This is a genomic window from Ruania zhangjianzhongii (genome assembly GCF_008000995.1).
GTDB lineage: Bacteria > Actinomycetota > Actinomycetes > Actinomycetales > Beutenbergiaceae > Ruania > Ruania zhangjianzhongii.
On record NZ_CP042828.1, the window covers coordinates 4,547,886 to 4,568,018 of the forward strand.

At 68.2% G+C, this 20,133-nt stretch carries 18 protein-coding genes; 6 read left to right on the plus strand and 12 right to left on the minus strand.

Annotated elements, in window-relative coordinates; translation table 11 throughout:
- Positions 1 to 98: 98 nt before the first annotated feature.
- The 5 genes from FU260_RS20985 (at position 99) to FU260_RS21005 (ending at position 4,976) form a co-directional block, all read left to right on the plus strand.
- On the plus strand, positions 99 to 2,315 hold the full coding sequence (locus FU260_RS20985; protein WP_168211893.1) for an outer membrane protein assembly factor BamB family protein: 2,217 nt from the start codon (positions 99 to 101) through the stop codon (positions 2,313 to 2,315).
- 2 nt (positions 2,316 to 2,317) lie between these two features.
- Positions 2,318 to 3,058, plus strand: coding sequence for a glycerophosphodiester phosphodiesterase (locus FU260_RS20990; RefSeq protein WP_147918815.1), 741 nt, complete (start codon positions 2,318 to 2,320; stop codon positions 3,056 to 3,058).
- Between the two features lie 365 nt (positions 3,059 to 3,423).
- Positions 3,424 to 3,930: a universal stress protein gene (locus FU260_RS20995; RefSeq protein WP_147918816.1), complete on the plus strand. Its 507-nt coding sequence runs from the start codon at positions 3,424 to 3,426 to the stop codon at positions 3,928 to 3,930.
- A gap of 210 nt (positions 3,931 to 4,140) precedes the next feature.
- Positions 4,141 to 4,506, plus strand: a complete 366-nt coding sequence (locus tag FU260_RS21000; RefSeq protein ID WP_168211894.1) for a substrate-binding domain-containing protein — start codon at positions 4,141 to 4,143, stop codon at positions 4,504 to 4,506.
- A gap of 50 nt (positions 4,507 to 4,556) precedes the next feature.
- Positions 4,557 to 4,976 (plus strand): spore germination protein GerW family protein, encoded by a 420-nt coding sequence (locus tag FU260_RS21005; protein WP_147918818.1) that lies wholly within the window; start codon positions 4,557 to 4,559, stop codon positions 4,974 to 4,976.
- Between the two features lie 154 nt (positions 4,977 to 5,130).
- On the opposite strand, the gene FU260_RS21010 is transcribed toward FU260_RS21005, so the two are convergent.
- The 7 genes from FU260_RS21010 to FU260_RS21040 all read right to left on the minus strand — a co-directional run bounded on the left by FU260_RS21010 (position 5,131) and on the right by FU260_RS21040 (position 13,757).
- Positions 5,131 to 6,177 (minus strand): GDSL-type esterase/lipase family protein, encoded by a 1,047-nt coding sequence (locus FU260_RS21010; RefSeq protein ID WP_147918819.1) that lies wholly within the window; start codon positions 6,175 to 6,177, stop codon positions 5,131 to 5,133.
- Between the two features lie 24 nt (positions 6,178 to 6,201).
- A complete protein-coding gene (locus tag FU260_RS21015) occupies positions 6,202 to 7,368 on the minus strand; it encodes a pyridoxal phosphate-dependent aminotransferase (RefSeq protein WP_147919654.1) in 1,167 nt (388 codons plus the stop codon).
- A gap of 182 nt (positions 7,369 to 7,550) precedes the next feature.
- The gene (locus FU260_RS21020; protein ID WP_168211895.1) at positions 7,551 to 9,401 is read right to left on the minus strand and encodes an HNH endonuclease signature motif containing protein; all 1,851 of its coding nucleotides are present in this window, start codon (positions 9,399 to 9,401) and stop codon (positions 7,551 to 7,553) included.
- 202 nt (positions 9,402 to 9,603) lie between these two features.
- Positions 9,604 to 9,894 (minus strand): hypothetical protein, encoded by a 291-nt coding sequence (locus FU260_RS21025; RefSeq protein WP_147918821.1) that lies wholly within the window; start codon positions 9,892 to 9,894, stop codon positions 9,604 to 9,606.
- Positions 9,895 to 10,032: 138 nt separating this feature from the next.
- Complete coding sequence (locus FU260_RS21030) at positions 10,033 to 12,183, minus strand: intein-containing Rv2578c family radical SAM protein (protein ID WP_147918822.1); 2,151 nt, start codon at positions 12,181 to 12,183, stop codon at positions 10,033 to 10,035.
- A 73-nt stretch (positions 12,184 to 12,256) separates the two neighbouring features.
- Positions 12,257 to 12,925 (minus strand): zinc-ribbon domain-containing protein, encoded by a 669-nt coding sequence (locus FU260_RS21035; protein WP_147918823.1) that lies wholly within the window; start codon positions 12,923 to 12,925, stop codon positions 12,257 to 12,259.
- 127 nt (positions 12,926 to 13,052) lie between these two features.
- Complete coding sequence (locus FU260_RS21040) at positions 13,053 to 13,757, minus strand: class I SAM-dependent methyltransferase (RefSeq protein WP_235912090.1); 705 nt, start codon at positions 13,755 to 13,757, stop codon at positions 13,053 to 13,055.
- Positions 13,758 to 13,901: 144 nt separating this feature from the next.
- On the opposite strand from FU260_RS21040, the gene FU260_RS21045 reads away from it, so the two are divergent.
- Positions 13,902 to 14,330, plus strand: a complete 429-nt coding sequence (locus tag FU260_RS21045; protein WP_147918824.1) for a DUF1801 domain-containing protein — start codon at positions 13,902 to 13,904, stop codon at positions 14,328 to 14,330.
- 6 nt (positions 14,331 to 14,336) lie between these two features.
- On the opposite strand, the gene FU260_RS21050 is transcribed toward FU260_RS21045, so the two are convergent.
- The 5 genes from FU260_RS21050 to FU260_RS21070 form a co-directional block, all read right to left on the minus strand.
- Complete coding sequence (locus tag FU260_RS21050; protein WP_147918825.1) at positions 14,337 to 15,857, minus strand: sulfatase family protein; 1,521 nt, start codon at positions 15,855 to 15,857, stop codon at positions 14,337 to 14,339.
- 9 nt (positions 15,858 to 15,866) lie between these two features.
- On the minus strand, positions 15,867 to 16,682 hold the full coding sequence (locus tag FU260_RS21055; protein ID WP_147918826.1) for a carbohydrate ABC transporter permease: 816 nt from the start codon (positions 16,680 to 16,682) through the stop codon (positions 15,867 to 15,869).
- A gap of 11 nt (positions 16,683 to 16,693) precedes the next feature.
- On the minus strand, positions 16,694 to 17,551 hold the full coding sequence (locus tag FU260_RS21060) for a carbohydrate ABC transporter permease (protein ID WP_235912091.1): 858 nt from the start codon (positions 17,549 to 17,551) through the stop codon (positions 16,694 to 16,696).
- A 102-nt stretch (positions 17,552 to 17,653) separates the two neighbouring features.
- The gene (locus tag FU260_RS21065; RefSeq protein WP_147918828.1) at positions 17,654 to 18,943 is read right to left on the minus strand and encodes a sugar ABC transporter substrate-binding protein; all 1,290 of its coding nucleotides are present in this window, start codon (positions 18,941 to 18,943) and stop codon (positions 17,654 to 17,656) included.
- A 34-nt stretch (positions 18,944 to 18,977) separates the two neighbouring features.
- The gene (locus FU260_RS21070) at positions 18,978 to 20,009 is read right to left on the minus strand and encodes a LacI family DNA-binding transcriptional regulator (RefSeq protein WP_147918829.1); all 1,032 of its coding nucleotides are present in this window, start codon (positions 20,007 to 20,009) and stop codon (positions 18,978 to 18,980) included.
- Positions 20,010 to 20,133: the final 124 nt, after the last annotated feature.

The window sequence follows — 20,133 nt, forward strand, 5'->3', positions numbered from 1 at the left end:
GCATTCCCCTGGTGAACAGACTGTCCGGCGTGAGTCTGGCCGCAGCGTCGCACATGACGCGGCGCCGTCCGTGCAGCACTGACCGGAAAGACACCTCAATGACCGACGCCGTCACCCTCAATCGCCGCCAACTGCTTGCCCTGACGCCGCTGCCTCTGGTGGCCGCCATCCCCAGCTTCGCGACCCTGCCGGCGCACGCGGCCGAACCACCCGGCGGAGGGCAAGTCATCGCGTTCATCACCGATGTGCACGTCAATCCCGAGGACCAGGTGAAGACCTCCCGTGCCCGCGCTTGTGCCGACGCCCTGGTCGAGCTCGATCCTGATCTGGTCATCCACAGCGGAGACCTCACCGATCACGGCAGCGCACTGGCGCTGCGGACCTGGATGGAGATGTTCCCGCCGGCGTTCCGCGAGCGGATCCACCACGTGCCCGGTAACCACGAGACCCATTGGAACAACGATGCCTACGAGGCCTTCGAGGCCGAGATCGGGCCGCTCCAGTACTCGGTCGACCTCGGCGACATCCACATCGTCCTCAACAACAGCTCCATCCCCGCGCATGGTGTCGCCGACTACGACGACCAGCAGATCGCCTGGCTGCGCCGGGACCTCGCCCAGGCCGCCGGCCGGCCCATCCTGGCTGTGGGCCACCATGTACTTGCCCTGACGCCGAACCAGATTCGCAACGCTGACAAGGTGCTGGACGTCCTCACCGAGGCCGGCGCCCACGCCTACCTGTGCGGACACATCCACAGCGAACGCAACAACGTGGTCAACGGGCTGACCGAACTCACCGGCGTCTCGAACGGCAACGAGCCCGGCTACTACCTCCTCACCCGCAAGACCACTGAGGACAGCGATGTGCTCGAGGTGGAACGGGTCGACATCGCCGACCCCACCGACCCCGAGGTCGAGCCGGGCCGGCACCCACTGCCCGCGATCGACCTGGCACCGACCGACCGCAACCGACTCCAGCCCACTCGGGCCGAAGCACGTATCACCGCTGACGGGCTGAAGGTCGACGTCGAGCTGCGTGACGATGTGCAGGTGGAGAAGGTCGAGGCTGCGGTGATGGGCCCGAAGCTGGCCAGCGGCACCGTCGACAACTTCGAGCCGCTGACTGCCGACGGGAACACCTGGTCGGTCACACTCGACCTCACCGAGGTCCCACCGGGCCAGAACCGCGCCTTCATCCGCGTCACCGCTCCCGGCGGTACGTCGCCGGTGGGCGGGAACCTGTGGCACTCCACTCTGCATTTCGAGCTGGAGGGGTTCATCCCGGACTGGACCTTCAGACTCCGCGGCAGCACAACGGCCGCCCTGATCTCGGACGACGATCGGGTGATCACTGCCACCACCGCTGGCCACGTCTGGGCGATGCGCAGCGAGGGTCGCCGCGTCCGGCCGGTCTGGCGTGCCCACATCGGCCCCGTGCACACCGACCCGGTCGCTCTCGCCGATCGAGGCCAGATCTTCTATCCCTCCTCCGACCACCGCATCTACGCACTGAACTCCACCACCGGTGAACTCCTCTGGCAGAGCGACCTGGGCGCGCCGGTGACGTCGGACCTGGACGTGGCCACCATCGACGGCGACCAGGTCATCCTCGCGGTCGCGGTCAATGCCCTGTACTGCCTCAACGCCGACGACGGCTCCATCCGGTGGCGCCAGCAGCTGACCGGGATCAGTGGCGGTCCGGCTACCTGTGACGGTGAGCAGATCTATCTCGGCGTCGGCGACGGAACGACCCAGGCTTTCGATGCTCGCACGGGCGAGCCGCGGTGGAGCATCGAGCACGCCGACGGCGCGGTCGACGACTACGCCAAGCTCACCGATGGGCCCTGGGAGGCGCGCCGTCTGCTGCTACCGGACAGCGCGCTCCTGGCCTACAGCAAGGACTCGATGCGGGCGGTCAGGCGCAGCAACGGTCAGCTGCTCTGGGAACGCGAGGGTTCGTTCAGCGTCTGCCCGGCAGCCCGGATGTGGGGCGGTCAGATACTGTCCGTCAGCAACAACGGCACCGTGCGCCTGCTCGACCCCACGACTGGCGACGCGGACCTGGAGGTGGAGACAGTGCCCTACATCAAGAATGCGGACTACCTGATCCGAGACTCCACCGTGATCATCACCAGCGTTGGCGGACTGGTCGCCACCGTCGACCTGGAGAGCGGAGCCAGCGAAGTCCTCGGACAGATGGCTCCCGACTACGTCATGTCCACACCGGTCCTCTCCCCGGACGAGAGCCACTACATCGTGGCCACGATGAACGGTGACCTGCGCAGTTACCCGCTGCCGGGAAGGAATGGAAGGTAGGAATGTCCCTACTGATCGTCGGTCATCGCGGGGCGATGGCCCATCAGCCCGAGAACAGCCTTGAGTCCTACGCCCTGGCCGAGGAAATCGGCGTGGACGAGATCGAGCTGGATGTGCGGCTGAGCAAGGATCACCAGCTCTTCCTGCTGCACGATCCCACCTTGGACCGCACGGCCGGGGACGACTCTGCCCGCGGCCTGGGGCCGGCAGCCGAACTGACGTTGGCCGAACTGCAGGGTGCGGTACTCGACTCCGGCCGCGGCGTGGTCAGCCTGGCGGAGATGTATGGCGCCACCTCCACTGCCATTCAGCTGGAGGTGAAGGACCCGGCGACCGTGCCGTTCCTTGCGGACTTCTTCGCCGAACGGCCGGCCGATGCCGCTCGCACGATCCTCACCGGGTTCAACGCTGACGCGCTCCACCACGCGGCAGAGGTGATGGCACAGATTCCTCGCTGCATCATCGTGAAGACGATCGCCGATGCGGAGAAGTTCGACGGCGGTTGGCAGGGTCTGGTCGATCACACCGGCTCGACCCGATTGGCCTGCGGATTCGCCGGGCTGGACCTGCCGCTGGTTCAGGCGATCCATGACCGTGGCCTGGAGTTGCACGTGTGGCCGTTACGCACGCTGGAGGACATGCGCGCAGCCATCCGCCTGGGCGTCGACGGCACCACCTCCGATGATCCGGCACAGGCTCAGCAGTGGTACCGCCAGTCGCTCGCGGAGGAGGGCGGCGCCTGACTCGACCGAGGCCGACCAGCGATCACCCGGGGTTTGGCTCAGTGGGGCGCCAGCGCCAGGCCAAGCCCCGCGGTGGAGACGATGACGGGGATCTGGTCGAAGGATCCGATCACCAGATGGGCGTGCGGGATGAGTTCCTCGCGGGTGCAGGTACCGACCACCCCGACGGCCCGGCAGTCAGCACTGCGCGCGGAGCACGCCGATGACCGTCGGCTGGCGTGTGCAGGCGCGCCGGACCGGGTGAAGGGGCCATCGGGGATGGAGCGACCGTGTCTGCATCGTCGACACGAGGGGCGTACCGTGCTCCTTATGCACCAGTCCGGCTCCATCTCCCGTGAACGGCGTCGCATCCGGTGGAGGTCGTCATGACGATCACGCGTGACCACCCCTGGGTGGGCGAGCCGCAGGAGAACCCCCTCGTGGTGGGGATCGAGGCCGACCAGGATCCCCGCGTGCTGCACCGGGCCCGGTCGCTCGCCGAGCAGCTCCGGACCGGGATGCTGTGCGTGTGGGTGGACCCGGGCCACGTGGTCGCCTCGGCAGAGATGGCCGGGGCGGGCACGGTACCGGTTGCACCCGACCAGGACGGGACGGACACCACCGAAGCCGAGGGCGCACTGATCGACCACGTGCAGCGTCAGCTGGAGGGCCGGGAGGTGTCGTGGCGGTTCGTGTACACGGCCGGCGAGGTGGCCCGGGGCCTGTCCCGGGTGGCTCGCGAGTACCAGGCGCCGATGATGGTGGTCGGTAGCCGCCGCCCCGGGTTCGCCGGGTGGATGAACGAGCTGATCGGCGGTTCCGTCGGCGGTCACCTGGCCCACACCCAGGACATCCCGGTGCTGGTAGTTCCCCTCCCCGCTCCGCGCGACTGACCGGCGGCTCACCCGCCGGCCCACCGACGCCGACGCAAACCGGGCGCGGCGGCCGAGGGCGAGTCCCGCCGTCGGCCATCTCCTAGGCGAAACGCACCTGACCCGAACGCCGCTATGAAACGATGTGAGTGACAATCCAGCGGGGGAACCGAAGGAGGACGGCGTGCCGCCGACAGTGGGCACCGACCACGTAGCGGGGGGAACCTGGAGTTGCTGAAGTTCCCGGACCTGGACGTGCACCTCGGCAGGGAAGCCGGCCAGTTGATCGCCGAGCGACCGCCTGCCGAGCGCCCGGACGGTATCTTCGGCGGTAATGACATGCAGGCGATCGAGATCGTCGCCGAGCTGGCGGCCCCGAGGGTGGACGTCCCCGGCGAGGTGGCGGTGGTCGGTTACGACGACATCGTGTTCGCCTCGAGCATCGCGCGTCCGCTGACCTCGATCCGGCAAGCCAGCAAGGAGATCGGCGCTGCGGCGGCCCAGATGCTCGTCGACCGCCTCCACTGCCCTGACGAGCCGGCTCAACAGCTGTTGTTCCAACCAGAACTCCGAGTGCGGACTAGCACGCGGGGCTGAACCCACCGCGGAACCGACGGCCGCGGGACTCACGACCGAAGGAGCAGGACATGGCCGAATCAGACAACCCAGCGGGCAAGGTCATCGACGCGGCCCGGGACGCGCTCACCGTGCGCCGCGTGTTCGGGGAAGCCTACGAGGCCGATGGCGCCACAGTGATCCCGGTGGCGCGGGTGCTCGGCGGTGCCGGGATGGGGTACGGCTCCGGGATGGGCCGGGACCCGCGAGCGGAGAGCGACGGCCCGAATGCCGAAGGCACCGGCGGCGGTGGCACGTTCGGTGCGTGCGCCCAGCCGGCCGGGGTATTCGTGATCCGCGGCGGAGAAGTCACCTGGAAGCCAGCACTGGACCTGAACGTGGCGATCCTCGGCGGCCAACTGCTCGGTGGCGTGATCGCCATCGCTGTTGCCTGCACGGCCCGGGTGCGGGCAAAGTCTCAGGCTCAGTCAGCGCGGTGGCGGCGGGGCTGAGCCTGCCCGAGTGACCCAACGCGGCTGACCCAACGCGGCTGAGCCGGCACCACGAATCCGACGCCGCGGCCTCGTGAGTGAAGGTGCTGGGGTCATCGCCCCAGTAATTTCACCCGCGAGCCCGGATCGAGCAAGCCGTACCAGCCCGGCTGGATCAGGCCGCGAGCGCGCCGAGACGCTCAGCCAACCGGGTCCCCATCAGCCGGTAGCCCTCCGCGCCCGGGTGCAGACCGTCAGCCAGCAGGTGCGCCTCGTCCACATCGAGCACGCCCAGCCCGTCCACGAGGTGCAGGTGCTCATCGTCCTCGCTGAGCACGGCCACCACGTCCGCCAAGGCTTCCCGCATGGTCTCGAGGTTCAGGCCGACGGCGTTATCCGTGGTCTCCCGGTCCGGTGAGCCGATCGGGGTGATCACAGCGATCGGCACCCCAGGGTGGGAGTCCCGGACCCGCTCGATGAACCCGGAGGCCTGTGCCGCAAAGGTGCGTTCGCTGAACGTGGCGGCGTTGTGGATGTTGATCCCGAGGCACAGCGAGATGACGTCGGCCTCGAGGGACTCCAGCGCCCGCTCCACGATCGGGTCGAGCTGACACTGGCCGGACAGGCCGAGGCAGGTCAGGTCCCAGCCGCGCGTCGTGGCGGCGATCGCCGGCCACGTCTCGCTGGGGCCAGCTGCCAGTCGGCACTGGCTGATCGACGAGCCGTAGGTGACCCATCGGGGCCGGGCCGGGAGGGGCTCGATCGTGGTGCCGCCGCTCAGTTCCAGCATGCCGACGGTGGTGCGGCCCACCTGAGGCAGCCAGATCCGTACCTCGTGCAGCCCTTCGGGCAGGTCCCAGGTGAGCGTGTGGCTGCCATCGGTGAGCTGTCGGCGATCGACGAGCTCGCCATCGACGGTCAGGTCCAGAGTGCCCGGGCTGTCGTAGCTGAAGGTCAGCGGCAGTCGCAGGGCAGCAGCATCGGTGATCAGTTCCACCCGCACCCCGGCGGCCATCTGCGCCATCTCGACCAGCGCCGGCGCGTGCGCGCGACGGGCCCGCTCCGGTGGCAGCCGCCAGGGCTGGTACAACTCGCCTGCCGGCACCCAGGTGTAGGCGCCACGCCAGAATGGCGAGTCGGCGGCCGGCTCCAGGTGGGTGCTGGCCGGCGCAGTGCTGGCCGGCGCAGTGTTCGTGGTGGTCTCCAGGGCCGCTTCGCTCACGGAGGCAGCGTACTGGTGACGCGACTACGCCTGGTGAGCTACGCCGTCGCCGGCTTGAAACGCCTGGATCCGCTCGACGGCGGCGCGCACGGCTGCAGCGCCCGCACCGAAGGAGAGCCGGACGAACCGGCTCCCGCCGACGGGATCGAAGTCCAGGCCGGGGACCAGCGCGACCCCCTGTTCCTCCAGCAGCGCTCGACACCAGGCCACCGAGTCGGCATAGCGGCCGAGCGCCGGGCCGAGGTCGGCGTAGAGATAGAAGGCCCCGTCGGCCGGCGCGATCGGCCCCCAGCCCAGGGAAGGGACCAGGTCCAGGAGCAGGGCGCGGGTGCGCGCGAACTCCGCCACCCGGGCGTCGGCAGTGGCGTAGGAGTCGTCGGTGAACGCGGCGAGAGCCGCGCGGGCGGCGGGCACCGGCGGGCAGAGGGCCAGGTTCCCGGCCAGGGCGTCGACGGCGGCGCGCAGGTCGGCGGGCATCAGCATCCAGCCCAGCCGCCATCCGGTCATTCCCCAGTACTTGGAGAACGAGGACACCACCACGCCGGTCCGGCTGGACTCCCAGGCGCTCACTCCACGGGCATCGGTGGCCCGCGGGTCGGCGGGGTAAGTGATGCCGTGGTAGATCTCGTCGCTGACCAGCCGGACGTCGTGGACGTCGCACCAGGAAGTCAGGGCGGCGAGGTCCCCGCGCGGGATCATCGTGCCGGTCGGGTTCGCGGGTGAGGCGAGGACGAGGCCGGCGAGCGGCGCCTCGGCGTGGGCGGCAGCGAGCAGCGCTGGAGTGGGCTGGAACCGCTGCTCCACACCGCAGGGGATGTCCACCACCTCACAGCCGAGCGCGGTGAGGATGTTCCGGTAGGCGGGGTAGCCGGGGCTGGCCAGGGCAACCCGGTCGCCGGGTTCGAAGGCAGCGAGGAAGGCGAGCTGGAAGGCGCCGGAGGAACCGGTGGTGATGGCGACGTCGTCCCCGGTCAGGTCGAGGCCGTACCAGCGGGAGTAGTGGTCGGCGACGGCGTCACGCAGGGGGCGGGCGCCGAGTGCACTGGAGTAGCCGAGGTCGTTCCCGCGGTGTGCGTCGATCGCCGCGGTCACGACGTCCAGCGGGGCGCCGCCGTCCGGTTCGCCGGCGCACAGGGAGATCACGTCCCGTCCCTCAGCGCGGAGCTGGGCCACGCGGTCCAAGATGCTCATCACCTGGAACGGTGGGACGGCGGCCCGTGCGGCGACCTTCACGAGTGACCCCTTCCTTCGGCTGGCCTGGGGCCGGCGCGACGGCGGTCGTCGGCCTGGCCAGGCATGTTCCTCCAGGGTGGCACAGGCAGGGACGCGAGCGGTGGTGGTCAGCAGTGGGACGCTGCACCGTGAGGTCAGGCTCAGAAGGGTGGTGGTCCGTAGTCGGGTGGGCTGGTGCTGGTGCTGGGTGGGTCGTTGTCGTTGCCGTTGCCGTTGCCGCTCCTGTTGTCGTTGCCGTTGCCGCTCCTGTTGTCGTTGCCGCGCCTGTTGTCGTTGTCGTTGTCGTTGGTGGGGGTGCTGTAGCGGGGTTGGTGGGTGGGGTGGGTCAGGGAGGTGGTGGTGCCGTCGGGTTCTCGGCGGTAGCGGTGTCCGGTCGGGGTGGTCCATTCGAAGGTGCCGGGTTCGGTTTGGGTGAGGTGGAAGTCGCCGTGGGTCTTGACGGTGTGGTCGCGTGGGCACAGGGGGCCGAGGTTGCTCACTGCGGTGGTTCCGCCGTGGTCTGGGTTGTCGTGGTTCCACTCCTGGGTGTGGTCGAGTTGGCACTCACTGGCGCGGTGGGAGCAGCCGGGGCGTGCGCAGGTGCGGTCCCGGGCCAGGATGTGCTCGACCATCGCTTGGGTCGGGCGGTAGCGGGTGTGTCCGACGTCCAGGACCGCGCCGGTGAGTGGGTCGGTGACGATCCGGATCCAGTCCCCACCGGCGGCCAGTGCCCGGGCCGCGAGTGGGCTGATCGGGCCGTAGCCCTCCAGACTCGGCACCTGACCGGGGTGCAGGTGCTGCCCGGGCAACGGCGGCGGCCAGGCACCGTCATCCTCAACCGGCGGTGCACCGCTCTGATCGCGACTGGCACCGCCACCACCCGCAGTGCCACCACCCGTAGTGCCACCACCCGTAGTGCCACCACCCGTAGTGTCGCCACTCGCGGTCCAGCCATCCGGGGTGGCGCCGTTCGTTCCGCTGGTTTGTGCTGGGGGCAGGAGCTGGTCCAGGGGGATGGTGACTGCGATGGTGGGCCGGTGCCCGTGCTGACTACCCAGGGGCAGGCCCGCGCCAGTCCCACCGAGGCAGCCGGTGGCCAGCCCGTGGTGGGCGATCCCGGCGAGGGCATCGAAGCGCAACTGGTCCACGCAGCGCCCGTCCCCGGCCGCTTTGGCTGCCCGGGCCGCTGCCTGCAGCGCCACATCCAGAGCGAGCACATCCGCCGCCGGGCCCTCCAGGCGCATCGAGGCGATCCCGTCCGGGAGCGCCCGCGGGCGCGACACCCGCCGCTGGCTCGCCCGGTACCGGGCCCGCTCAGCAGCCTCGTCAGCATCAACGGCGACCAGGGCCTTGGCCACATCGGAACGCAACTGAGCCACCGTGCGCTCCGGAGCACGGCCCAGCACCCGGGACTCGACCGTCGCGGCGACCTCGGCACTGACGTGCTCGAGCCCATCGACGATCACCCGCGCGCGGGCAGCGTCGATCACCCCCCGGGCCAGCGCATCACCGGTGGCAAAGAGTGCCTCCTCCAGAGCCTTGCCGCGACGGACCAAGTCCATCCCAGCGCGCACCGTGGTCCGCAACCGCACCGCCAGCTCATCACCGGCCACATCCCGCTGCGTAGCCTCACGCTGTGCCAAAGCCGCGGGCCGCATCGCCTGCCGACGAGACAGCGCAGCCGCCGCCCGCAACTTGACGGCGTGAGCAGCCGCCTCCACCCGGTCCGCAGCAGCAGCCGCCTCCACCAGCGTCGCCTCATCCGCCACCTCGGTATCCAGCTGCGACAACAGCGCGAACAACTGCGAATCCACGCTCCGCCGGGCGAGGCGCTCATCAACCGGAAGTACCTGATGAGCACCGATCAGATCGACCAGCGCCCGCTCGGCGACCGAGTCCGCGAGCCCGGCAAGACCCCCGGGGGAGATCGCAGCCAGTGGCCGGCACACCTCGACCACCGCCAGAGCGGAAGGCCTACCCCGACGGCCACTGTGGTCGAACGTCTGTGTCATACCCATCACGCTATACGCCACCACCGACATCCCACACCCACAGTGGAGTGCCAACGAAAATTGGTGCCACACCACTAACCCGAACAACGACCTTGGAGAGGGCTGCAGGGGCCAGGAGCACCAGCAGTGAGAGAGGAGCTACGGCGGGCCGAGCATCTGACCATCTCGCCACCCCGAACGACCTGCGCGACTACTGGTCCAGTCACTCTGACGAACTGGGGCCGTCACTCTCCCTCCGCACGGCGCGGCGCACCGCATAGTGGCGAACCACGGCTCGGATGGCGGCAGCGGCCAGGCACACCAAGCCCAGAACGAACGCCGCGCCGGCGATCAGCGACGTCTCGTCCAGCGTCTGCTGTGCGGCCTCGGAGGTGTGGTCGATGGCGAAGAAGACCTCCATCGGCGCGAAGATGAGGCCCGCGAGCAGACCGAGGCAGATCAGCGCCAGGCCGAGAGCGGCGAGCGCGTCAGGCTTCTTCTTCGGCGGCTCCATGGGTGTCGACCGTAGCCGTATCCCGCCAGTCCTGCGGGAGTTTTCCACAGGGGCATTAGCCGGGCCAGACGCACCCTGGACACCACCCCCTGAGTCCTGCCACGCGCTCTCCGCGCCGACCACATCACGACAGTCTGGCTAGAACAACGTGGGCTGCAGACCGAGATCGGTGACATCACGAGCGCGCGGCCCCGCCGTCCCCTCGGCAGGATCTGACCGCAGCGCCCACCGCCCACTGGGCTGCTCGCCGCGCGGGCGGCCCTCGCGGCGCTCCCCCGGTGCGCCGGGCCTTCGCTCCGTGCCCCGCTCGACGAATCCGTGCTGCCGTCGCAGCCGCCGCACCCGGCCGGCCAGCCACTCCCGGTACTCACCCGAGGCATAGGACCCCCGTCCGTACAGCACCTGGTACTTCGGCACCAGCTCGGGATACTCCCGCCCGAGCCAGGCCAGAAACCACTCCCGCGCGCCAGGCCGCAGGTGCAGCGCACCGACCGTCACCCAAGCACCGCCCGCCTCGGCCACCGCGGCCATCAGAGCGTCCAGATGCTCGGTGGAGTCGGTCAGCCACGGCAGCACCGGCATGGCCATCACCGTGGGCGCGAGCCCCGCATCGGCGAGCGCCCGGATCAGCCCGAGCCGGGCCGCCGGCTTCGGGGTGCCCGGCTCCACCCGCTGCTGCAGGTCCGGGTCGAGGAAGGCGAGTGAGACCCCTACGTCCACGTTCACGTGCTCGGCGGCACGCACCAGCAACGGCAGGTCCCGCCGCAGCAGCGGACCCTTGGTCAGGATGGAGAACGGTGTGCGCGCCTCGGTGAGCGCTTCAATGATCCCGGGCATCAGCTGGTAGCGGCCCTCGGCCCGCATATAGGGGTCAGAGTTGGTACCCAGCGCCACGTGCTCACGAGCCCAGGTCGGCCGGGCGAGCTCGGCCCGCAGCACCTCGGCCACGTTGGTCTTTACCACGATCTGGGAGTCGAAGTCCGCTCCGGCGTCGAAGTCCAGGTATTCGTGCGTCTTCCGCGCGAAGCAGTTGTGACTTACCACTCCGTTGGCAATGAAGTCCCGTGTCCCGGTCGTGATGTCGACCATCTGGGCCTCGGTACCCAGGTCCTCGATCTTGACGACGCCGAGGTCTGCTGACGTCTTCACCGCCGAGCCGAGGATGCCAAGCTTGCGGGTAATTGCCGGGCCCACTTGGTGAAAGAAGCGCCGGTGCACGCTCCGACCACCCGTGACCCTGACACTGGCCACGCCTGACGTGTTCGCAGGTTCACGGACGTTCGGTAGACCCAGGGCGTCCAGAGCCGACCCGATGTGGGAAAGGATCTCGTGGTCGCTGTTCGAGATTCTCAACACCCCACCGGAGTACGAACCTTCAGCGTCGAAAACGCCGGCCAGAAATCCTCGTTGCCACTCATCGGTTGGCCGCTCCGGCCATGTGATGGCTCGGCAAATCGTCGTGTAGTCAGATCGTTTTGACGTGACTAGCGCGTCCATCGGACGCCGTGCCGCCGTACCCACCGCATACGGGCGGAGGAATGTAGAAACCCCTTCTTGTTCGAGGTACTGCCGGCTCCGAAGGAGGGCTTCGCCATCGGCGAGTGCCAGGCGGAAGTGCGTGACCCGATACGGTTTGCCCGATTCCTTCCGCACGTAGGTCTTGTCAAGGAGCATGCCGTCACCGCGGACCATTCCAGCGAGATAGCCTCGCCGGTAGACGGAGCCACCTCGAGGGCGTGCATAGTTCACCGCCGCCATGCCGAGACCGAACCCCATCAGCGAATTGCCCGTCGTCAGGTAGGCCCGCTGACCCTGGCTACGAGGGAGCGGCGCGACATGCTTCCACCCTCGCGCCGTCAGGAAGCGATGATCCCCGCTGGCAACGATCTCGGTTCCATCGCGAAGGGTAGTCCGGTACGCACGTTTGCGCGTTCGCCAAGCCGCGAGCACCGTCGTCTCGACATACCTGCGGTACGTGCCATCCGGCCGGGTGCCGACCACCCGGTCCCCGACGTCGATGTCCCTGATCGGCTTCTGCCGCCCATCCGCCATCAGGACCAGGGTGTCCGGGCTCAGGCAGTACACACACTGGTGGAGGCAGCCGCGGGTCGGGTTGATCGTCCACTCGAACGGCATCGATGAGTTCTTCGGTACCCGGTTGAGGGCGCTCTTGCACAGCACCTCGTGGAAAGTGACGCCGTCGAACTCCGGTGTGCGCACTGTCCGCACCAAGCCCTTCAGCGGCACCAGGGCTGGGCCCTCCGTCAGCTTCTGCGCATCCCATCGCATCCACTCATTCGAACATATATTCGAATGAGTGTCGAGGTAGCGACACGCCAATCGCCCGGAGGGGCGACCCTGATCAGGGCGAGGGGCGCTCGCCCAGCTGCGCGCCGCCGTCGGGAATCGCACGCTGTTCGCCAGCCCGGCCCTTCTCCAGCACCTGCCCGATCACACCCCGCGTGTGTGCCTCGCTCAGCCCGAGGTTCGTGCCGATGAACGCGGCCGCCTCCGCCTGCTGCTGAGCGAACTCCCCCGTGTGCATCCCCACCTTCACCGCAGCGGTCAGGTAGGCCTCCGCGCCTTCGGTCCCGAGCACGGCACCTGCCTGCTGTAGTGGCACACCCGCCTGCCCCTGGGGCACACGCATATCGCTGCGCAGACCGTCCGCACCGACGTCCCCTGCCCCGATCCAGTCCAGCGCGCGCAGCGCTGCCGGGATACCGGGTTCGGGGGTTCGGCTGGCAGCCAGGATCACCGCCATCGCCGCCCGCATCCCGCTGATCAGCGCCTGCTTGCTAGCCCCCTGGGTCGGGGCACTCAGCACGTCCGGCACGAACTTGGTCTTGCAGGTCTGACACTTCACCACTTCGCCCACCCGGTTCAGCGGGATGATCGGGATGAAGAACAGGCTGAAGAACCTCCGTCGGTGCGAATGCACATACTCCCGGTCATCCGCGCACTGCGGGCAGTAGAACACCCCAGTACCGATCTGACCGAAGGTGAGCACCACCAGGCCGAAGATGATCATGCAGTCTCCCAGGGTCGAACCGGGCCAGTCATTGCGCTCCGCATCTTACGGTGGCCGCGAGCCGCCCGGCCCCGATCCGCCGGGCTGTCGCCTCCGCGCGATCGATGGCGGCAGACCGGGCAACGCGTCAGTGCCGGCGGACAAGCACCACCGTGTCGGTCAGTTCGGCCTGTTCACCGTCCGGGCCAGTGGCTGCGCGGGTGCGCTCCTCGGCGAGCAGCACGGTGTAGTCCTGCTCGGCAAGCGCGAGTTCGGCCACCTCCTGTGCGGGACTGAGGAAGTGGTGGGTGCCGGGGTCGAGTCCCTTCGCCCACGGCGGCGGGGCAGCGTGGGCGACGATGAGCAGGTGCCCGCCGGTGGCCACTGCTCCGGCGGCGCGGCGGAGCACCTCGACGCGGGGGAAGTCCAGCGGGGACTGCATGAAGGAGGCGCTGACCAGGTCGTAGTGTCCGTCCGGGACCCAGGCAGCCAGGTCCGCCTGCAGCCACCGGACCAGGGCTGGGTCGAGGCCGCGCTCGGAAGCGGCCCGGGCCGCGCGCTGCAGGGCGGTGCCGGCGATGTCCACCCCGGTGGTCTGCCAGCCGCGCTCGGCCAACCAGATCGTGTCCGCCCCTTCGCCGCAGCCCAGGTCGAGGGCCCGACCGGGTGGGAGGTCGACGGCGACGGTGGCGAGCTGGGTGTTCACCCGACCGGACCAGACCGGCTCGGCACCGGCGTAGCGCTCCTCCCAGAACTCGGCCGGGTCCATGGCCATGTCGGCGTGCTGGTGGCTGTGCTGGTGGTCACCGTTGTACTGGTCACGGCTGTGATCGTCCTCATCGGTGTGGCTCACCGCTCCAGCGTCCTCACCGCGACCCGCAAACGCAAGCACCGGTGCCGATCGGTCATCGACGGGCCCCGGCTGACCGAAGCTGCCCGTCGATGAGGTCACAGTGGTAGCCAGATCGACGAGCAATTTCGGTGGGAGGATGCCGCCATGCCCACCACCTGGACCGATGTCGACCCGCTCGCCTACCTCGAGACTGTGCAGCCGGAGCGGCGCCGCCATGACGCCCGCGTCCTGCTGACGATGATGGAGCGAGTCACCGGTGCGGCGCCACGAATGTTCGGGCCGTCGATCGTCGGCTTCCGCGAGTATTCCTACACCTATGACAGTGGACACTCCGGGCATGCGCCGGCGGCCGGTTTTGCGCCGCGAAAGAGCGCCACCGTGGTCTACCTCCCCGATGGGCTCGCCGCTCACGAGGAGGATCTGGCAGCGCTCGGCCCGTACCGCGGCGGCGTCGGCTGCCTCTACCTGACCAACCTGGAGCGGGTGGACCTGACAGTGCTGGAACGGATCATCGCGCGCTCCTTCGCCACCGTGACCGCCGCGGGTTTCGGCCGCCGCGCTGCACAGAGCTGACCGGCCTCAGGGACGCGGCGGCTGGTGTCCGAACCGGGTAGGGCGCCAGGGTGAATGCCAGACCTGTGGATCGACGCGACGCTGCCCGAACCTGGCCGGCGGGACCTCCCGGGCCTCGATCACCGGCCGTTCTTCACCCGCGTCGACTATCCGTTGCAGCAGCCGTTCCTTGAGCTCACCGGCCAGCGCTCGATGGGAGGGCTGGTCGATCAGATTGTCCAGTTCGTAGGGGTCGTGGCGCAGGTCGTACAGCTCGGCCTCGACGTAACGGGGGCTCGAGGGGGACGACCACGGGTCGGCGTCCGGCGCTGTGACGTAGTACTTCCACCGCGAGGTGCGCAACGCCCGGCCGACTTCGGACTCGCTCACCTGGATCAGGACGTCCTTCGGCCGGTTCGCCCCGGTCCGCGCACCAGTACCCAGCAGCGGCAGCAGGGAGTGCCCCTGCATCTGCTCCGGTACCTCGAGACCTGCGGCCTCCAGCAGAGTGGGAGGCAGATCGATCGTGCTCACCGGGTGTTCGATCCGGCGGCCGCCGTCGAAGCCCGGACCGCGCAGTGCCAGCGGCACCCGCACGGAGCCGTCATGGCAGGAACGCTTGTACTCGCTGTTCCTGGTCTTGAAGTGGCAACCGTGGTCCGAGGTGTAGACGACGATGGTGTTCTCCAGGATGCCGATGCTCTCCAGGGCCTCGAGCAGCCTGCCGAACCCTTCGTCGACCCGGCGCACCTGGCCGTAGTAGCCGCCGATGTGGCGGTGCACGGTGGAGTCGGCGGCCTCGGCCAGCGTGGCCAGATCCGGTGGCAGCCAACGGCCCTGGTAGCGCTCCTCGTAGCCGACGGGTGCTGGGTAGGAGTCGGTCTCGTTCTGGTGGTGCGGCTCGATCAGGGAGCAGAACAAGTAGAACGGGCGGCGTGCGGCGGCAGGATCAGCGTCGCCGGCAGGATCAGCATGCCCGCCAGCAGGGTCAGCATGCCCACCAGCAGGGTCAGCATGCCCACCCGCGGGGTCAGCGTGGTCCGCGGCGAATCGGATCGCGGCATCGAACAGCGCATCGGACCGGTATCCGGGCAGCAGCACCGGCTCGTTGTCGTCGTCGAACATCACCACGCGGGTGGCGTCGGAGGTGAACTCCAAGATGTTCGCCCCCAGCCAGGATTGGTATCCGCCCCGCTGCTCCGCCGGCACGGGTTCGGTGTCGGCCAGGTGCCATTTGCCGATATACCCGGTGGCATAGCCTGCGTCGGCGAAGTGGTGCGCCAACGTCGGAGCGCTCTCGGGCAAGGGGATCCCGTTGCGGAAGCAGCCGGTAGTCGTCGGGTACTGACCGGTCTGCAGTGCCGCCCGGGCCGGAGCACACACGGGCTGGGGCGTGAATGCCTGTGTGGCGTGAGTCCCCGTGCGCGCGACGCGATCGAACGTGGGGGTGAGATCGAGCGGGTTGCCATGCACTCCGGTGGTGTCCCAGCGTTGCTGGTCGGTGAAGACCACGATGACGTTCGGCCGCTCGGCCACTGGCTCAGACATTCAACTCCTCTACTTGATCCCGCTCAACGTGATACCACGGACGAAGTATCGCTGGGTGAGCAGGAAGATCGCCGCTGTGGGCAGGAACAGCAGCACAGATCCGGCTGCGGTCAGGTGCCAGAGCGTGAAGTACTCCTGGTTGAACAGCGTCAGCCCAACCGGGATGGTGCGCATCTCCTCGGTAGTGGTGGCGATCAACGGCCAGAGAAACTCGTTCCACTGGAACACGAACGTGAACAACCCGAGCACCGCCAACGCCGGCTTGACCTGGGGCAGTATCACCTGAGCGTAGATACGCAGCTCGGATGCGCCGTCGATCCGGGCCGCCTGGATCAGGTCATCGGGGATCGGCTGGATGAACTGACGCATCAGGAAGATCCCGAACGCATCCATCAGGAACGGAACGATCAGGCCCTGGTGGGTATTGATCCAGCCGATGTTCGACATCATCGTGTACAGCGGGATCATCCTGACGAACAGCGGCACCATCAGCGTCATCAGCAGCATCAGGAACAACGTGTTCTTCAGCGGGAACCGGAACTTCGCGAACACGTAGCCGACCAACGGATCGAAGATCAGGTGCGCCAGCGTGATCCCGCCGGCCACGATCAGGCTGTTCGCGATGAAGTGGCCGAACGGCGCCCGCTCGAACAGCTCGGCGTAGTTCCCCCACTGCAGCGCTTCCGGCCAGAGGACCGGGTCGGCGGACATCGTCTCGGCCTCGGTCTGCAGGGACAGCGAGAGCATGTAGAGCAGCGGCACTACCGTGATCAGCGCGGCGATGGTCAGCACCACATAGCAGGCGATCCGACTGGCCGGGGTCATCCGTTGCAGCATCAGTAGCTGACCTCCCCGCGGCGGCCGGCGCGCAGCTGCAGCACGGTGAACACGATGATCACCAGCAGCAGAAGGAAGGACAGCGCCGAGGCATACCCGAAGTCCCGCGAGCTGAACGCCACGTTGAAGACGTGGAAGATGTACAGGTCCGTCTCCGCGGCCGGCCCACCGCCGGTGATGATGTAGGCCTGCGCGAACGCCTGTAGCCCGCTGATCACCGACATCACCGAGACGAACACCGTCGTCGGTGCCAGGAGCGGCAGCGTGATCCGCCAGAACCGTTGCGACGCGTTGGCGCCGTCGATCGTGGCCGCCTCGTGGTACATGTCCGGGATCCCCTGCAATCCCGCTAGGAACAGCACCATCGTGTAGCCGACGTTCATCCACAGAGTCACTGCGATGATCGTGACCAGCGGCTGGGTGGTGAGCCACGTCTGGGTCGGTAACCCGAGCGTGTCCAGCAACCGGTTCAGGATGCCCAGCTGCGGGTCCAGGATGTTGCGCCAGAGTAGTCCGACGATCGCGACCGACGTCAGGTACGGCACCAGCAGCGCCGCCCGGTAGATCACTCGGCCGGTCAACGGCTTGTCCACCAACAGCGCGAGGGCCAGCCCGAGGACGATCGCTCCTAGCGTGGTACCCGCACCGAAGATCAGTGTCACCGCGAACGAGTTGTGCACCGCCGGGTCGGCGAAGGCGCGCAGGAAGTTGTCCAGTCCGGCGAAGACGTCCGCCTGCGGACCGGTGTGGAAGGAGTTGCTCAGGATGTTGAGGATCGGGCCGTAGTACATCAGGGCGAAGAAGGCGAAGGCCGGGAGCAGGAAGAGGTACGCGGTGATCGCGTACCTCGCAGTCATCGTCATCCGACGGCGAGGGGAACCCGGATCTTTCGGTGCCGAGGCGGCCTTCCCCTGGGAATCGACGCGAGCGCCGGTGAGCGTTCCAGGTCGGGTCATGGCTCAGCCCGCCAGGACTTGCTCCCCCGCAGAGACGAACGTGGCGACCGCGTCCTCAGCGGGGGTGTTGTTGATGACCACGTCCTGGTAGAGCGTCTTGAACAGCTCGCTGATCTCGCCGCTCTTCCCGGTCAGCCGTAGCTGGGTGGAGTAGTCCCGGGCGTAGCCGAAGGCATCGGCGAAAGCGGTCAGTCGCTCGTCGCTCTGCACCGCCTCGGACTCCGCCCAGGACTTGCGCGGCATCAGCATTCCGGTCTCCTCGGTGACCCGCTGCTCGAGTTCCAGGGAGGTGATGGTCTTGATCAGCTCCCAGGCCAGATCGGGGTGGGGAGACTGGGCGGGGATGAACATGCTGCTGCCGGCCTGCACGCAGGCCTGCTCGACGTTGCGCAGCGCCGGGGCGATCCCCATGTCCAGGTCCGGACTGGACTCATCGATCGGCATCAGGTCCCACGGGCCGGTCAGGATGATCGCAGCGCGCTCGGCGGAGAAGAGCTTCTGCGGGCCGGAGTAGTCGGTTCCCGGAGTCGGTACCGGTGCCACGCCGTGCTTGTGCACCAGATCTGCCTGGAACTGCAGCGCCTCGATCGCCTTGTCCCGCGGCGTCAGCAACTCGTGGGAATCCGGGTCGTAGAACTGCACGCCGTTCTGCAGCAGCCAGGACCACGCGTAACTGTGGTCCTGATTCAGCGCGATACCGTGCACGCTGTCCGTGGTGAGCTCCTGCGCTGCGGCAAGCAGGTCGTCCCAGGTCTCCGGAAAATCCATACCGGCGGCGTCGAACATCGTCTTGTTATAGAACGGCAGCACACAGGTCAGGTGCAGCTGGATACCATAGGTCTCGCCCTCGTAGGACACCCGGTCGAGCGTGGTCTCCTGCCAGTCGTCCGGATAGCCCATATCAGCGCCGTCGGCATCGATGTACGGCTGCAGCGACAGCGCGTCGCCGCTGATCGCGAACTCCTGCGCCCAGCTGGCGTCCTCGACCAGGTCCGGAGCATTGCCGGAGGCGAAGTCCGAGAGCAGCCGAGTTCGCAGGTCCGGCCACTGATACTTCTGGAAGTTCATGGCGAGGTCGTTCGCTTCGCCGAACTCTGTCAGCACCTCCTCATAGGCGGGGTAACCGTGTCCGGCGTTCCAGTAGACGGTAAAGGTGTCACCAGAGCCGCCGGAGCCGTCTGGCTGTTCTGGTGCACCGGCACCGCAGCCAGCGGCGAGACTTCCGGTCAGCCCTGCGGCCCCGGTGGCACCGCCCCAGCGGAGAAGCTGTCGACGAGTGGGTTGTGCGGCCATGCTCGTTCTCCTTTCGCGACGTCGCGAACGCGGGTCAGGTCGACTCGCGCGAGATGAATACCCACGGTTCGGTGATCTCCCGTGCAGGCAGGTCGCCGGAGGACAGCACCCGATCGAACAACAGGCGCGCCACCTCGGTGAAGTCCTCGGTCGTGGGCGGACCGACGGTGCTCAGCTGGGGACGCATGATCTCGGCCTCGGGAAGATTGCCGCAGCCGATCACCGCCACGTCCTCGGGTACGCGGAGCCCGGCGTCCCGGGCCGCCCAGATGGCACTGATCGCTGACCGTCCGGAAGCGGAGAAGATCGCGTCCGGCGGGTCCTGTCGTTGCAGCAGCTCGGTGGCAGCGTGATAGCCGCTGACGCGGTCGTTCGCGCCGTCGACGACGAGGCTTTCGTCCACGGGGAGGCCGTACCGCTTCAGAGCGTCCCGGTAGGCGTGCTGCCGCTCGGAGTAGTTGCGCTCACCCGGTGCCGGGCTCTCGCCGTGGTGCCCGATGTAGGCGATTCGACGGCGCCCGGTCGCCAACAGGTGGTCCATCGCCTCGGCGCAGCCGTCCCGTTCCGGGGCGCGGACGACGTCGAACCCGGCGGGTCGCACCGTGTTGTTCATCACCACCAGTGGCAGTCCGCCACGAGCCAGCTCGAACAGGGACTCCTCACTGAACCGGAAGGTCTGCGACGGTGCGATCACAGCCCCGTCCGCCACGCGCTGCTGCAGCAACCTGGTGGTCTTCGCACTCTGCTCGTCCGAGCCGACCACCATCGTGATCAGCCCATAGCCGGCTTCGTCGGCCGCGCTGTGCAGGTCACGGGCTAGCTGGTCGATCACCGGGACACCGATCGAATCCACCACCAGGCACACCTGGCTCGTCTTCTGCAGTCGCAATGTCTGCGCGGCGCGGTTCGGTGTGTAGCCGAGCTGACGCGCCGCCGAGAGGACCTTCTCCCGAGTGGCTGAGGGGATCCGATCCACCATGCGCCCGTTCATCACGTACGACACCGTCGCCACCGACACGCCGGCCAGGGCGGCGACGTCTCGTGAGGTCCAGCGTCGGCGACTCATGTTTAAACCATAAAGCAGGTCGTGACCCTGGTCAAGAAATCGCTTGGTATTACAGCATTCCGTGGATGATCTCACCCGTTTAAACGACCTGGTCGGTAAACGCTGCCCACCCGGGCGAGGAGAG